At 40.5% G+C, this 13,745-nt stretch carries 14 protein-coding genes, 2 tRNA genes and 1 pseudogene; 11 read left to right on the top strand and 6 right to left on the bottom strand.

The genetic code is table 11. The features are described 5' to 3' along the window. The first annotated feature begins 5 nt into the window (after window positions 1-5). Genes H6A61_RS05465 through H6A61_RS05455 form a run of 3 tightly spaced genes read left to right on the top strand, consistent with a single transcriptional unit; the run spans window position 6 to window position 4,621 of the window. The gene (locus H6A61_RS05465; RefSeq protein WP_204391796.1) at window positions 6-1,361 is read left to right on the top strand and encodes an MFS transporter; all 1,356 of its coding nucleotides are present in this window, start codon (window positions 6-8) and stop codon (window positions 1,359-1,361) included. A gap of 18 nt (window positions 1,362-1,379) precedes the next feature. After that, entirely contained in the window at window positions 1,380-2,351 is a 972-nt protein-coding gene (locus H6A61_RS05460; RefSeq protein WP_154043806.1) for a glycoside hydrolase family 130 protein, read from the top strand. Window positions 2,352-2,389: 38 nt separating this feature from the next. Next, window positions 2,390-4,621, top strand: a complete 2,232-nt coding sequence (locus tag H6A61_RS05455; RefSeq protein ID WP_204391794.1) for a GH92 family glycosyl hydrolase — start codon at window positions 2,390-2,392, stop codon at window positions 4,619-4,621. Between the two features lie 142 nt (window positions 4,622-4,763). Here the strand turns inward: H6A61_RS05455 and ribD are convergent, their stop codons facing one another. Next, complete coding sequence (gene ribD / locus H6A61_RS05450) at window positions 4,764-5,801, bottom strand: bifunctional diaminohydroxyphosphoribosylaminopyrimidine deaminase/5-amino-6-(5-phosphoribosylamino)uracil reductase RibD (RefSeq protein ID WP_204391792.1); 1,038 nt, start codon at window positions 5,799-5,801, stop codon at window positions 4,764-4,766. A 32-nt stretch (window positions 5,802-5,833) separates the two neighbouring features. Between ribD and prmC the strand changes: the two genes are divergently transcribed. From prmC to H6A61_RS05410, 8 genes are all read left to right on the top strand, one after another. Beyond that, on the top strand, window positions 5,834-6,673 hold the full coding sequence (prmC, locus tag H6A61_RS05445; protein WP_204391790.1) for a peptide chain release factor N(5)-glutamine methyltransferase: 840 nt from the start codon (window positions 5,834-5,836) through the stop codon (window positions 6,671-6,673). Next, on the top strand, window positions 6,670-7,134 hold the full coding sequence (locus H6A61_RS05440) for a regulatory protein RecX (protein ID WP_204391788.1): 465 nt from the start codon (window positions 6,670-6,672) through the stop codon (window positions 7,132-7,134). The genes prmC and H6A61_RS05440 overlap by 4 nt, the downstream gene beginning before the upstream one ends. Then, complete coding sequence (locus H6A61_RS05435) at window positions 7,134-7,826, top strand: ComF family protein (protein ID WP_204391921.1); 693 nt, start codon at window positions 7,134-7,136, stop codon at window positions 7,824-7,826. Before H6A61_RS05440 ends, H6A61_RS05435 begins: the two co-directional genes overlap by 1 nt. Before the next feature lie 108 nt (window positions 7,827-7,934). Beyond that, window positions 7,935-8,570, top strand: coding sequence for an orotate phosphoribosyltransferase (gene pyrE / locus H6A61_RS05430; protein WP_154043818.1), 636 nt, complete (start codon window positions 7,935-7,937; stop codon window positions 8,568-8,570). A gap of 105 nt (window positions 8,571-8,675) precedes the next feature. Continuing rightward, window positions 8,676-9,107, top strand: a complete 432-nt coding sequence (locus tag H6A61_RS05425; protein ID WP_204391785.1) for an SRPBCC family protein — start codon at window positions 8,676-8,678, stop codon at window positions 9,105-9,107. Window positions 9,108-9,142: 35 nt separating this feature from the next. Further along, a complete protein-coding gene (gene argH, locus H6A61_RS05420) occupies window positions 9,143-10,483 on the top strand; it encodes an argininosuccinate lyase (RefSeq protein WP_204391783.1) in 1,341 nt (446 codons plus the stop codon). Window positions 10,484-10,650: 167 nt separating this feature from the next. After that, a tRNA-Gly gene (locus H6A61_RS05415) sits at window positions 10,651-10,723 on the top strand. Window positions 10,724-10,739: 16 nt separating this feature from the next. After that, a tRNA-Leu gene (locus H6A61_RS05410) sits at window positions 10,740-10,824 on the top strand. A 251-nt stretch (window positions 10,825-11,075) separates the two neighbouring features. On the opposite strand, the gene H6A61_RS05405 is transcribed toward H6A61_RS05410, so the two are convergent. From H6A61_RS05405 to H6A61_RS05385, 5 genes and pseudogenes are all read right to left on the bottom strand, one after another. Continuing rightward, the gene (locus H6A61_RS05405; RefSeq protein ID WP_204391775.1) at window positions 11,076-11,294 is read right to left on the bottom strand and encodes a hypothetical protein; all 219 of its coding nucleotides are present in this window, start codon (window positions 11,292-11,294) and stop codon (window positions 11,076-11,078) included. 64 nt (window positions 11,295-11,358) lie between these two features. After that, window positions 11,359-12,294: a phage/plasmid replication protein gene (locus tag H6A61_RS05400; protein WP_204391772.1), complete on the bottom strand. Its 936-nt coding sequence runs from the start codon at window positions 12,292-12,294 to the stop codon at window positions 11,359-11,361. 33 nt (window positions 12,295-12,327) lie between these two features. Then, on the bottom strand, window positions 12,328-12,858 hold the full coding sequence (locus tag H6A61_RS05395) for a hypothetical protein (protein ID WP_204391770.1): 531 nt from the start codon (window positions 12,856-12,858) through the stop codon (window positions 12,328-12,330). Beyond that, window positions 12,855-13,142, bottom strand: coding sequence for a helix-turn-helix domain-containing protein (locus H6A61_RS05390; RefSeq protein ID WP_204391768.1), 288 nt, complete (start codon window positions 13,140-13,142; stop codon window positions 12,855-12,857). The genes H6A61_RS05395 and H6A61_RS05390 overlap by 4 nt, the downstream gene beginning before the upstream one ends. A gap of 178 nt (window positions 13,143-13,320) precedes the next feature. Then, window positions 13,321-13,745, bottom strand: a pseudogene (locus tag H6A61_RS05385) (hypothetical protein); the annotation flags it as partial.

The following is a 13,745-nucleotide window of genomic DNA, read 5'->3' as shown; positions in this document are numbered from 1 at the left end:
TTGTTATGGATAATAGTAACACTAAACGTAGAAGTCCTATAACGTGGGTTCCGTCGGCGTATTTTGCTATGGGACTGCCTTTTGTAGTCCTGAATATGGTGACGGTACTCATGTTCAAGGGATTGGAAGTAGATGATAAGCTTATAACATTCTGGACATCATTGATACTTCTCCCGTGGACATTGAAACCTTTGTGGAGTCCTTTCCTGGAACTTTTCAAGACCAAGAAGTTTTTTGTAGTGGCAACCCAGCTGACAACGGGTATCGCATTCGGTCTTGTAGCCTTGTCGCTGAATTTGAGCAGCTTCTTTGCTATATCCATAGCATTGCTTGCTGTGATAGCTTTCAGTGGGGCTACACATGATATTGCGTGCGATGGCGTTTATATGAGCGAACTATCCAACTCAGAACAGGCTAAATATATAGGATGGCAGGGCGCGTTCTATAATATCGCTAAGATTGTGGCTACAGGAGGACTGGTCTATCTTGCCGGATATTTTATAGAGAGTTATTCGGAAGCAGGTTCGGTGCTTGAGGCAAACAAGAAATCATGGATGACAATCATGCTTATACTGTCTGCCGTTATGATATTGCTGGCCTTGTATCATATATTTGCATTGCCATCGACAAAGGTGGTAAAGAATGAAGGTAAGAGAAGCGGAAAAGAAATCTTATCAGAGTTGTATAATGTATTGTCGGATTTTTTCCGTAAGACTCATATAATATATTATATTTGTTTCATTATTCTATACCGATTTGCGGAAGGCTTTGTGATGAAGATTGTACCATTGTTCCTGAAAGCTGCCAGAGAAGCCGGAGGATTAGGACTGTCTGAAAAAGAGATAGGCCTTTATTATGGTACATATGGTGCTGCAGCCTTTGTATTAGGGTCATTGCTTGCCGGATATTACATTTCTGCAAAAGGGTTGAAAAATACTTTATTCACTTTATGCTGTATATTTAACTTACCGTTTGTGGTATATGCCTTTCTGGCTTTCTTCCAGCCGGAAAGCGGTTTGATAATATGCAGTGGAATAGTATTCGAGTATTTCGGATATGGCTTCGGTTTCGTAGGCCTGACATTGTTTATGATGCAGCAAGTTGCTCCGGGCAAACACCAGATGGCGCATTATGCCTTTGCCTCAGGAATAATGAATCTTGGAGTGATGATACCGGGAATGATGAGCGGATGGGTTTGTGAGACATTGGGTGAATGGTTCAACAGACCTGGAGGTTACGAACCATTCTTCATATTCGTTCTGATTGCCACTATACCGGCATTTTTGATAACTTACTTTATACCGTTCAAATATAATCAGGATGGTACACTTATTGAAGGAGAGAGTAAACTTATTATATAACATTTAAATCTAATAATTATGACAGAAAAATTTATTATGCCTTGGGAAGAACGCCCGGCAGGTTGCAACGATGTAATGTGGAGATATTCAAAGAATCCTGTTATCGGAAGATATCATATTCCGACTTCTAATAGTATATTCAATAGTGCTGTTGTTCCTTTTGGAGATGGGTTTGCCGGAGTTTTCCGTTGTGATAACAAAGCTGTCCAGATGAATATTTTTGCAGGTTTCAGTAAGGATGGTATAAACTGGGAGATTAATCATGAGCCTATTAAGTTCAAGGCGGGAAATACTGATATGATAGAGTCGGAATACAAGTACGACCCTCGTGTCACTTGGATTGAAGACCGCTACTGGATTACATGGTGTAACGGTTATCACGGACCAACTATCGGCATAGCCTATACTTTCGATTTCAAGGAATTCTTCCAGTGTGAGAATGCTTTCCTTCCGTTCAACAGAAACGGTGTGCTGTTCCCACAGAAGATTAACGGCAAGTATGCCATGCTGAGTCGTCCTAGTGATAATGGACATACTCCATTTGGTGATATATATATCAGCTACAGTCCTGATATGAAATACTGGGGAGAACACAGATGTGTGATGAAAGTGACTCCTTTCCCTGAAAGTGCATGGCAGTGCACAAAGATAGGTGCAGGTTCTGTTCCGTTCCTTACAGATGAAGGCTGGCTTATGTTCTATCACGGAGTTATTACTACGTGCAACGGTTTCAGATATTCAATGGGGGCTGTGATACTCGACAAGGATAATCCGGAAAAGGTATTGTATCGTACTCGCCCTTATCTGCTCGCTCCTGCCGCTCCTTATGAACTCCAGGGAGATGTGCCTAACGTAGTGTTCCCATGTGCCGCACTCCAGGATGGCGAAAGGGTAGCCGTTTATTACGGTGCTGCCGATACAGTGGTAGGTATGGCATTCGGGTATATCTCAGAGATAATAGATTTTGTAAAAAACAATTCTATAGTATAAGGAAATACTGACTTGTACTGTAGTAGTTATATATAATTATGAAAAAACTACTATTATACACCTTATTCTTTTTCTCTGCCGGAACTGCAATGTCGCAGCAGCCGGCAGATTATGTTGATCCGTTTATAGGTACTACCAATTTCGGAACATGTAATCCCGGTGCCGTTTGTCCAAATGGGATGATGTCCGTAGTTCCGTTTAATGTTATGGGTTCCGCCGATAATGTGTATGACAAGGATGCGCGTTGGTGGTCAACTCCGTATGATTATACGAACAGTTACTTTACCGGATTTTCTCATGTAAACCTCAGTGGAGTGGGATGTCCGGAGTTGGGATCTTTGCTTTTGATGCCTACAACCGGCGAACTGGATGTCGATTATAAGAACTACGGCAGTAAATATGAAAAGGAAACGGCCAATCCGGGATATTACAGCATCTATCTGAAAAAGTACAATATACTGGCAGAGGCGACTGCTACCATGAGAAGCGGACTGACACGTTTCACTTTTCCTGAAGGAAAAAGCAATATACTGCTTAATCTGGGCGAAGGTCTGACCAATGAGACAGGTGCTTTCGTAAGAAAAGTCAGTGAAACCGAGATTGAGGGAATGAAGCTTCTTGGTACTTTCTGCTATAATCCACAGGCTGTCTTTCCGATATATTTCGTGATGAGAGTCAGCAAGGCTCCTGCCGAGTCCGGATATTGGAAAAAACAGAGAAAAATGTATGGCGTTGAGGCAGAGTGGGACAAAGACAACGGGAAATACAAGATTTACGATAAATATGGAAAAGACATTGCAGGCGACGATATAGGAGTGTGGTACACATTCAATACCTCCGAAGGTGAAGAAATAGAAGTATCCATAGGCGTATCGTTTGTAAGTATTGCAAATGCCAGAGAAAATCTTGATAAGGAACAAGCCGGAAGACATTTTGCCGAAATACATCAGGAAGCAAGAAACAGGTGGAATGACGACCTGGGCAGAATAATGGTGGAAGGAGGAACAAAAGAACAGAAGACAGTGTTCTATACAGCCCTTTATCATACACTTATTCATCCGAACATCCTGCAGGACGTAAACGGACAGTATCCTTCGATGGAAGGTGATGAGATACTTTCTACTAAGGGCGACAGATATACGGTATTCTCTTTATGGGATACATACAGAAATCTACATCAGCTGATGACACTCGTTTATCCTGAACGTCAGATTGAGATGGTGAAAACTATGTTGGATATGTACAGAGAACATGGCTGGCTTCCAAAATGGGAACTTTATGGAAGGGAAACGCTCACTATGGAGGGCGACCCTAGTTTGCCGGTCATAGTCGATACATGGATGAAAGGACTCAGAGATTTCGACATCAATCTGGCATACGAGGCAATGTATAAGTCAGCCACCATGCCGGGAAAAGATAATCTGATGCGTCCTGATAATGACGATTATATCTCAAAAGGTTATGTTCCGTTGATGGAACAGTTCGATAATTCCGTGTCTCATGCACTGGAATATTACATTGCTGATTATGCTTTGTCAACTCTTGCTAAAGAACTGGGAAAGAATGATGACGCAAAGATGTTCTATAAGCGTTCTATGGGATATAAGAATTACTACTGCAAGGAGTTCGGCACCTTACGTCCTATCTTGCCAAACGGAGAGTTCTACAGCCCTTTCGATCCTAAACAGGGCGAAAACTTCGAGCCTAGTCCTGGATTCCACGAAGGAAACGCATGGAACTATACATACTATGTGCCTCACGACGTAAAAGGACTGGCAAAACTTATGGGAGGAAAGAAAAAGTTTGTAGATAAGCTACAGATGATATTCGACAAGGGGTATTACGACCCTGCCAACGAGCCGGACATAGCCTATCCTTATCTTTTCAGTTACTTTAAAGGTGAAGAATGGAGAACGCAGAAGACTGTCAAAATGTTGCTTGAAAAATATTTCAAACCAACTCCCGACGGTATTCCTGGAAATGATGACGCAGGAACAATGTCGGCATGGGCGATATTCAGTATGATGGGATTCTATCCTGATTGTCCTGGAGTGCCGGAATATACTCTGACTGCTCCTACTTTCGACAAGATAACCATAACTCTGAATCCAAAGTTCTATAAACAGAAACAGCTTGTAATAGAGGTCGTGGATGATGAAAAGAATACCGACGGGTATATAAAACGTATCGAAATGGGAAATTCATCATGCGGATATAGAGTGAAGCATAATTCGCTGGTAGAATCTGGAACTTTAAGGTTCTACAAGTAGCAAATGTTCAATTAAAATAAGTTTGTCAGCCGTATTGCTGACACGTGTCAGTATAGTTTCCGACACGTGTCTGTAATGCGGCTGACAGCTGTCTGTAATGCTACTGACACGTGTCGGAAGATGAAACCGTTTTCATAAGTCTTTAATCATGTATGTAATGACTGACACAAATTTTGTCTCTTAATTCAGATTGCATTTTAATTCCTTTAGGTATTACAGGCGATTCCACACCTTCCCCCAATACTTTTTCCGAGTGTTCAACAAACATCTCATCCCACAGACCTGAATCGATGAATGATTGGAGCAGGGTAGTGCCCCCCTCTACAAGCAGAGACTGTATTTTCATTTCATAAAGGACGGTAAGCATCTGTGGTAATATGTCCTTTGAGAAATCTAATGTTATGTATTCCAGATTTTCCTCTCCTGCTTTTTCCTTTTCGGTGAATACCAGTGTCGGTGTAGTGTGGTCGAACAGTCTGAGATTGGAAGGCAGCGAGAGAGTACGGTCTAAGACTAATCTTAATGGATTGGCACCGTACCAATTGCGTGTGGTCAGCGAAGGATTGTCAAGAAGAGCCGTTCTTCTGCCTACGAGTATAGCCTTGTGTTCTGCCCTTTGCTTGTGAACGTACATTGATGTGATTGGGGTTGACAATACTACAGGAGAGCCGTTTTCACGGTTAATGTCGATAAATCCGTCTGCCGATTCTGCCCATTTCAGCGTGATATACGGACGTTTTTGTGTGTTGAATGTCACGAAGCGTCTGATGAGGTTCTTGCATTCATCCTCCAATACTCCTACTGTTACGTCAATACCGGCATTGCGCAGTTTTTGTATTCCTCTGCCTGATACTTGCGAGAAAGGGTCGATACAGCCAACTACAACACGTGGAATACCCTTGCTGATGATAAGGTCGGCACATGGAGGTGTCTTCCCATAGTGCGAGCATGGTTCAAGGCTTACGTATATGGTGGATTCCTTGAGCAGGCCTTCATCTTTCACGGAGCGTATGGCATTGACTTCGGCATGACCTTCACCGCATCTGGCATGATAGCCTTCGCCGATAATTTTTCCGTTGTGTACTATCACTGCTCCTACCATCGGGTTGGGAGCTGCATTGCACAGTCCGTTTGATGCAAGTTCTATACATCTGCGGATATATTTCTCATCTGTAGTCATATTATTGAGCTTTTTTCTTACTTTTGCATATTATGCATCCAATATATACTTATATACGACAAGAACTTTCCGGCTTCTATCCGGATGCCGAGGCTACTGCCATGGCAAAATATATACTGACAGAGAAATACCAACTGTCGGCTCTTGACTTATATGCAGGCAAAGATATGAATTTTTCGTCAGAAAAACTTTCGGAGGTAAATGATATTCTGGCGCGCCTGAAGTCGTACGAACCCTTGCAATATATTATTGGTGAAACATGGTTTTGCGGCTATCGCTTTAAGGTGACGCCTGCAGTTCTTATTCCACGACCTGAGACTGCGGAATTGATAGACTGGATAGTGAAGGACAACAAACGTGAAGGTGCACATGTCCTTGACGTCGGTACCGGAAGCGGATGTATCCCTGTTTCGTTGGCTTTGATGATGGATTCGCCTGTAGTGTCGGCATGGGATATTTCGGAAGAGGCATTGTCCGTAGCGTCTGAAAATGCACGTATTAATAAGGCGGATGTGGCTTTCAGTCGTGTAGATGTGCTTGGAACTGATATTCCCAATATAAAGGTTGACATTCTTGTAAGCAATCCTCCTTATATTACGGAAAGTGAAAAGAAGGATATGGAGAGAAATGTTCTGGAATGGGAACCGGATCTGGCACTGTTTGTACCTGATAATGACCCGTTACGTTTCTACAGACGTATAGCAGAGTTAGGGTTGGATATATTGAATGACGGGGGCATGATATATTTTGAGATAAACAGGGCATACGGTAGTGAGACAGTAGGGATGCTGGCTTCAATGGGATATAAGAATATTGAATTGAGGAAAGACTTGTCTAGTAATGACAGGATGATTAAGGCTTTGAGACCATGAAAGAATATACGGAAAAAGAAATATTGAACAAGGCTGAGGCTTATTGCTCGGCGGTGGAGAGATGCCCGTCGGATGTTGAGGCAAAACTTAAAGGCTGGGGAGCGAGTCCGGAAACAGTTGCTGCGGTTATGGCTCATCTGTTCAAGGAAAAGTATCTTGATACAATAAGGTTTTGCAGTGCATACGTACGCGACAAATATCGTTTCAACCAGTGGGGCAGGGTAAAGATTGCCCAGTCATTGCGTATGAAGGGGTTGACATCGGAAGAGATAAACGCTGGAATGGAAGATATAGACGAAGATGAGTATAACTCCATTCTTCAAAGTCTTTTGAAACAGAAACTTAAAGGTATCAAGGCGGAGACGGATTATGAGCGCAATGCCAAACTTATCCGTTTTGCTGCTGGCAGGGGATTTACCATGCAGGAGATAATGAGATTTGTTAAAGCCGATTTTGATTGATGAACATTCTTGGTGACATACGTGATTTCTTTTTTCCACGCACCTGTGTATGTTGTGGAAAACTTCTTTCATCACAAGAAGAGAGCTTGTGTATTTCATGTATGGTATCACTGCCAAAAACCGGATTACTGAATACTCCAGGGAATGAGATGGAACGATATTTCTGGGGAATATTTCCTGTAGAACGTGCCACAGCATTGTATTATTACGCAAAAGGAGGAATTGTAGCAAATATACTTCATGGAATGAAATATCATGGAAGGAAGAGATTATGCCGACAGATGGGATGTATTATGGGGACTGAATTGCTGGATTCCGGATTTTTTGATGGGATAGATTTTATTTTACCCGTTCCGTTGCATAAAAACAGACTGAGAACCAGAGGTTATAATCAGTCGGAATTGTTGGCAAGAGGTATTTCTGATATAACTTCGATTCCTGTAGTTACGGATGCTTTGATAAGGACCCACAATAATGCCACACAAACTCATAAATCAGCTTTTGAAAGGTGGGGAAATGCCGAAGGATTGTTTGAAGTTACCGAAAAGGCTTATTCATTAAGTGGCAGGCATATACTTCTGATAGACGATGTGCTTACTACAGGCGCTACAATCTCTGCCTGTCTTGATGCGCTGAAAAAGATAGATTTCGTAAAAATCAGTGTTGTAACATTGGCGTGGACAAAATCATAATATATGATGCTTTATGTCGGTTTTTAGCAAAATTAATACATATAAATTTTCAAATACCGATGTATTTCTCTACTTTTGCACAAATGTTTATCAGATATTAGTAAAATTATGAAAGCTTTGGAAAAATTATTCGCAGAGAAATTGCTGAAAGTAAAAGCTATTAAAATTCAGCCGGCTAACCCTTTCACTTGGGCTTCAGGTTGGAAATCTCCTATTTATTGCGACAACCGTAAGACTTTGTCTTACCCTGCACTTCGTAACTTCGTGAAGTTGGAACTTTGTCGTGTTATTCTTGAAAAATTCGGTCAGGTTGACGCTATTGCCGGTGTGGCTACAGGAGCTATCGCTCAGGGTGCATTGGTTGCAGAAGAACTCAACTTGCCATTCGTATATGTTCGCTCAAGCCCAAAAGACCATGGATTGGAAAACCTTATCGAAGGTGAATTGCGTCCGGGTATGAAAGTAGTAGTTGTAGAAGACTTGATTTCTACAGGCGGTAGCAGCTTGAAAGCTGTTGAGGCTATCCGTCGTGACGGTTGCGAGGTTATCGGTATGGTAGCTTCATTCACTTATGGTTTCGATGTGTCTGTAAAGGCATTCCTCAATGCAAAAGTAGAACTTTTTACTTTGACAAACTACAATGCTGTGCTTGATGCTGCATTAAAGACTAACTACATCGACGAAGAAGATATTCCTGTACTTCAGGCATGGAGAGAAGATCCTGCACACTGGACAGGAAAATAATGAATATTAATTTATAATTGAAGACACGGATTCTACTGGTCTCACGGTTCATGATAGCGAATCGTGTCATTCGGTAAAATCCGTGTTTTTTATATTTTAAAGGATATGGCAACATTACAATACGAAAGTACTGTGAAATATGTTCCTTACAGTCAGGAACGAGTATATAACAAACTGTCGGATTTGAATAATCTTGAGTCTGTACGCCAGCGCCTTGATGCAGTAAAAGATAAACTTGAGGGCAAGTTGGAGGATATGACGTTCGATCAGGATTCAATCACTCTGAAGGTGCAGGGTATAAGTCTGACACTTAGAATAATCGAACGTGAACCGATGAAGTGTATCAAGTTTGAAGGTGACAAATCGCCTGTACCTATGAACTTGTGGATACAGATGCTTCCGGTGTCTGACAATCAGTCGAAAATGAAGGTTACAATACGTGCCGAAGTAAACATGTTTATGAAGGCTATGGTTTCCAAACCACTTCAGGAAGGAGTGGAGAAACTGGCTGACATGCTTTCGGCTATACCTTATTAATCTCTTTTTATTTTAGAACTAAAAATCATACAGGAATGGCTCAGAAACTTTGGGAAAAAAATGTTCAGGTAAACGAGGAGATAGACCGTTTTACTGTGGGACGAGACCGTGAGATGGACCTCTACCTTGCAAAGCATGATGTACTGGGTTCAATGGCTCATATAACTATGCTCGAGAGTATCGGACTTTTAAAGTCTGACGAACTGAAAGTGTTGCTTGAAGAACTTAAAAACATATATGCTTCTGCTGAGAAAGGTGATTTCGTGATAGAAGACGGTATTGAAGATGTACATTCTCAGGTAGAACTTATGCTGACAAGAAAACTTGGAGATGTCGGTAAGAAAATTCACAGCGGACGTTCAAGAAATGATCAGGTGCTTGTCGATTTGAAATTGTTTACACGCGCACAAATAAAAGATATTGCTGAGGCTGTAGAAGACTTGTTCAAAGTCCTTATTTCCCAAAGTAATAAGTATAAGGATGTATTGATGCCCGGATATACACATTTGCAGATAGCCATGCCGTCGTCGTTCGGTCTTTGGTTTGGAGCATACGCCGAAAGTCTTGTTGACGACATGATGTTTCTTCAGGCTGCATACAAGATGTGTAACCGCAATCCGTTAGGCTCTGCTGCCGGTTATGGCTCTTCTTTCCCTCTGAACAGAGAGATGACTACACGTCTGTTAGGATTTGACTCAATGAACTATAACGTTGTTTACGCACAGATGGGACGTGGAAAAATGGAACGTAACGTAGCTTTTGCTCTTGCGTCTATAGCCGGAACATTATCTAAGATGGCTTTCGATGCTTGTATGTTCAGCAGTCAGAATTTCGGTTTCGTGAAACTTCCGGATGAATGTACCACAGGTTCAAGTATTATGCCGCATAAGAAGAATCCTGATGTGTTCGAACTTACTCGTGCAAAATGTAATAAGATACAGGCGCTCCCTCAGCAGATAATGATGATAATGAATAATCTGCCTTCGGGATATTTCCGCGACTTGCAGATAATAAAGGAAGTGTTCCTGCCTGCTTTCTCCGAACTCAAGGACTGCCTGCAGATGGCTACATACATTATGGACAAGATTTATGTGAACGAACATATTCTTGACGATGACAAGTATCTGTACATTTTCAGTGTTGAGGAAGTGAATCGCCTTGCAACAGAAGGAATGCCATTCCGCGATGCATACAAGAAGGTTGGACTTGATATTGAAGCAGGAAAGTTTACACATAATAAACAGGTTCATCACACTCATGAGGGAAGTATCGGTAACCTGTGTAACGACCGCATCACAGAACTGATGGATAAAGTTGTGTCAGGTTTTGATTTTGCTGTGGTTGAAAATGCTGAAAAGGCCCTTCTTGGAAGATAACATTGAAACTTGCAAATGCTTTGCAAAGACTTTTAAAATGTTTTGCAAATATACCCTGAAGCTATGCAAAAAGGCTTTTGAATATATTAAAACGGATATTTTTTTAATAAAAACGGGCGAAATGTTTGGAAGTTATACAAAAACTCCATACATTTGCACCCGTTAACGCGGAAATAGCTCAGTTGGTAGAGCATAACCTTGCCAAGGTTAGGGTCGCGAGTTCGAGTCTCGTTTTCCGCTCTCTCTTTGAAAGGATGCTCGAATGGTGGAATCGGTAGACACGAGGGACTTAAAATCCCTTGGCTATTGCAGCTGTGCGGGTTCAAGTCCCGCTTCGAGTACTAATAATACCCTGTAAGTCGTTGATTTACAGGATTTTTTATTTTTATAGGTAGCCAAAGGGTAGCCAAAAACAACACTACTATATATATTCAAACTAATTAAACAGTGCTATAAAATAAAAAAAGCAACCGTTCTGGCTGCTTTATTGTAATACCCCATGACTTTAAAATTTAGTCTGGGTATGAAAGGTGGTTTCAGTGGGTTCTGTGATTATACCCCCTTTTAAAAAAATACCCCGCCCCTGTTGTTATTATTCCGTCTTGCCATAAATCAGTATTTTAAGTTTGTGTTTCAGTTTCTCAATCTCGCCCACAGTATAGTAACCTACATTTCTGCATTTAAGAAACTCACTTCCGTCTGTATCAAACAGCTTTGTTACATCTAACATTATATGTCCGTTACTGTCTGTTGTGATTATATCTTTGTTCTTTAGGGTAGTGAATACTACTGCATCAGTTCTCGTTTTCATATCATTTATCACTTTTTAATCTGTTACCAAATTTTGGGTACAAATACATCTTATTATAAGACTTTCAAATATATGCACCCACGTTTTTAACTTCGTTGTCAAGTTCTTTAATAAGTTCATCAGTAACCGATATATCCGCTTTAGTCGCTATGTCTTGGATTTTCTTTTTCAATCTGGTATAACATTTTCTGTCCTCAAAGGTTCTGGCTTCTTTCAGTTCTTCCAGAAATTCCGTTATTTGAGTTTTGTCGCTCTGGTTGATTAATCGTGCAACCAACACATTAAAAGCGTCTGAAACAGTCTTAATTTCATTCATAACATTTGTTTTTACTTGGTTCTGCTTGGATATTGAAAAATAACAGTCTTGGTATCGTTTCACCATTTGCCGATAAAACTCTTTTTCTGATAATGTTGAGGCTGTAACTTCTGGTACTCCTAATTGTTGGGGTAACCTCTGGTTATACCTCATTTCATATTTCAGTAAGTTTGCATCACTAAAGCCGTCTGGTAGCGTCATTCCCTTAACTGCTGCATCCGCTTTCTTGTCATAAAACGCAAACACTTTAAGCTGTTGTTTCCCTTTGGGTTTATAGTAAAGTGTTCCAACTTCAAAATGATACCTTTGCAGTCGTGGCATATCTCCCAATTTTCTTAAATAGTCCTCTGGTTTGTACCTCATCACAAATTGAGTTCCAAACTCCAGACCTGTTATCTTTGCATCAGAAATATTCAAATGTAGGTTATCAGATAACTTTTCCACCGCTTCCGCTGTGCTGTGCCTGTCAAGTGGATAAATATTGTTTGGATATAGATATTTAGACAAACTGCCGATTATTGAAATACCGCCTGTAAAGATTGAAACCTTTAAGCCATCCAGACTGCCAAAAGTTGTTATCTCGCCTGTGTCGTGGTCTATCTGCTCTTTTGCTCTATCCAGAAACTTTGTAATGTCTGGTGTGTCTCTGGTTCTGGCTGCCCATAGTTTTAACTTATCATACATCGTTACCAAAATTTGGGTACAAACTACATATTATTATAAGACTTTAGCCTGTTTTCTTAATAGATTAATAGCTTCATCAAATCCCCCCATCGTTAATTGTTTGCAGTAAGACGGTATCAATACCTTTGCACCATCTAAAACTATCAGTTCTATAGATGTCGGTCTTATTTGTTCTGGGGTAGTGGCTGCTGTCTGGTCTTGGTGTATGATAAACAGGAAACCGTCATTACGATATTCATAAAAGGGGTTTCCTATTTTCTTGCTACTGTAAACCTTGTCAGCCAAAGGGTAGCCGTATGCAAAACCGCTTAATTTATCATCTATAAAATAATCTTTCAGTCCTGTAAAGTTAAGACTGTCTTTAGCTTGCAGCCTCATAGACGGTACATTTGCCCCATCTTTTAGCTTTTCCATCAGATACATAGATACAAATCCGTTTCTCCCTTTTATGTGTTCCATAGGTTCATAAAAACCTGCTTCCGCTTTAATAACATACTTTGGAGTTTTCTTACTGTTTGTATCGTATTCCATTTTTGCATAATAACGTATGTTTGGAGTTATCATTTCATACCTCCTTTCATGCAAAACGATTGGGCTTTCTGATTTATTTCCGTTTCAGTCGCTACCCTGTTGCTTTGTAGCCATTGTTCCAACTCCAGACGGTTGAAATAACACATCTTACCCATAGGCTTAAAATGTGGTATCTGTTGTTTCATAGTAAGTTTATACAGGTAGCTTTTAGATATACCCATATACTTTGCTGCCTCATCACTTGTTAATACCTCTTTTGTGCAAAAAATAGTGTTTGCTGTTACCATGTCGGCAACCTGTTTTAAATCCTCTGCCATATTATTATATTTTTATAGTCTGGCTTCTGGGGTACAGGTGCAAGGCTGCCCCATCTTTGCCGTGTCTGTTAGTCTTGCACTCCTAACAGCTTTCTATGTGCAAAGATATAGGCAAAGGGAAAACAAAAACAGTGCTTTAAGGTGTCCTATTTGGTGCACACTAAAACACTGTTTTCTATTAATCAAATATCTTATCTACTATCTCATAACCTTTGGGCTTTCCGTTAGCGTTATTGTATATTTGTCCTCTGTACTTTCCTAACCTCTTTTCTTGAAATAACTCATTTAACATTGTTTCTGGGAAACTCATACAGTTGTTTTTGTTGTTGTCGTCACGACAAAACACTAATTCCAAAAAGTAAGCTAATAACACTTTAGTCCTAAATTTTGATTTATAACCTGTGTTTGTTTTCTCCAGATACCCCATTTCTTCTGCTTTGGCAAAATACTTTTTTGCTCTATCTGTTTTTAAGGGTGTTGGTAAATCTAATAAACTTTTGCCGCTCTCTATATTAAACCTTTGTAAGTTTATATCAACTCCTTTTGTCTTGAAGTAATTTAATATAAATCTCATATTATTGTATAACCTAGATAGATTAATAA

This window comes from Bacteroides caecigallinarum (genome assembly GCF_016901995.1).
GTDB classification, from domain to species: domain Bacteria; phylum Bacteroidota; class Bacteroidia; order Bacteroidales; family Bacteroidaceae; genus Phocaeicola; species Phocaeicola cellulolyticus.
Note: the sequence above shows the minus strand (reverse complement) of the source record. Positions and strands in the feature narration are given on the sequence as shown.

What these genes read in the sequence shown, in the direction of transcription:
- H6A61_RS05465 (WP_204391796.1), top strand. Translation starts at nt 6, where the DNA reads ATGGATAATAGTAACACTAAACGTAGAAGTCCTATAACGTGGGTTCCG.
- H6A61_RS05460 (WP_154043806.1), top strand. Translation starts at nt 1,380, where the DNA reads ATGACAGAAAAATTTATTATGCCTTGGGAAGAACGCCCGGCAGGTTGC.
- H6A61_RS05455 (WP_204391794.1), top strand. Translation starts at nt 2,390, where the DNA reads ATGAAAAAACTACTATTATACACCTTATTCTTTTTCTCTGCCGGAACT.
- ribD (WP_204391792.1), bottom strand. Translation starts at nt 5,801, where the DNA reads ATGACTACAGATGAGAAATATATCCGCAGATGTATAGAACTTGCATCA.
- prmC (WP_204391790.1), top strand. Translation starts at nt 5,834, where the DNA reads ATGCATCCAATATATACTTATATACGACAAGAACTTTCCGGCTTCTAT.
- H6A61_RS05440 (WP_204391788.1), top strand. Translation starts at nt 6,670, where the DNA reads ATGAAAGAATATACGGAAAAAGAAATATTGAACAAGGCTGAGGCTTAT.
- H6A61_RS05435 (WP_204391921.1), top strand. Translation starts at nt 7,134, where the DNA reads ATGAACATTCTTGGTGACATACGTGATTTCTTTTTTCCACGCACCTGT.
- pyrE (WP_154043818.1), top strand. Translation starts at nt 7,935, where the DNA reads ATGAAAGCTTTGGAAAAATTATTCGCAGAGAAATTGCTGAAAGTAAAA.
- H6A61_RS05425 (WP_204391785.1), top strand. Translation starts at nt 8,676, where the DNA reads ATGGCAACATTACAATACGAAAGTACTGTGAAATATGTTCCTTACAGT.
- argH (WP_204391783.1), top strand. Translation starts at nt 9,143, where the DNA reads ATGGCTCAGAAACTTTGGGAAAAAAATGTTCAGGTAAACGAGGAGATA.
- H6A61_RS05405 (WP_204391775.1), bottom strand. Translation starts at nt 11,294, where the DNA reads ATGAAAACGAGAACTGATGCAGTAGTATTCACTACCCTAAAGAACAAA.
- H6A61_RS05400 (WP_204391772.1), bottom strand. Translation starts at nt 12,294, where the DNA reads ATGTATGATAAGTTAAAACTATGGGCAGCCAGAACCAGAGACACACCA.
- H6A61_RS05395 (WP_204391770.1), bottom strand. Translation starts at nt 12,858, where the DNA reads ATGATAACTCCAAACATACGTTATTATGCAAAAATGGAATACGATACA.
- H6A61_RS05390 (WP_204391768.1), bottom strand. Translation starts at nt 13,142, where the DNA reads ATGGCAGAGGATTTAAAACAGGTTGCCGACATGGTAACAGCAAACACT.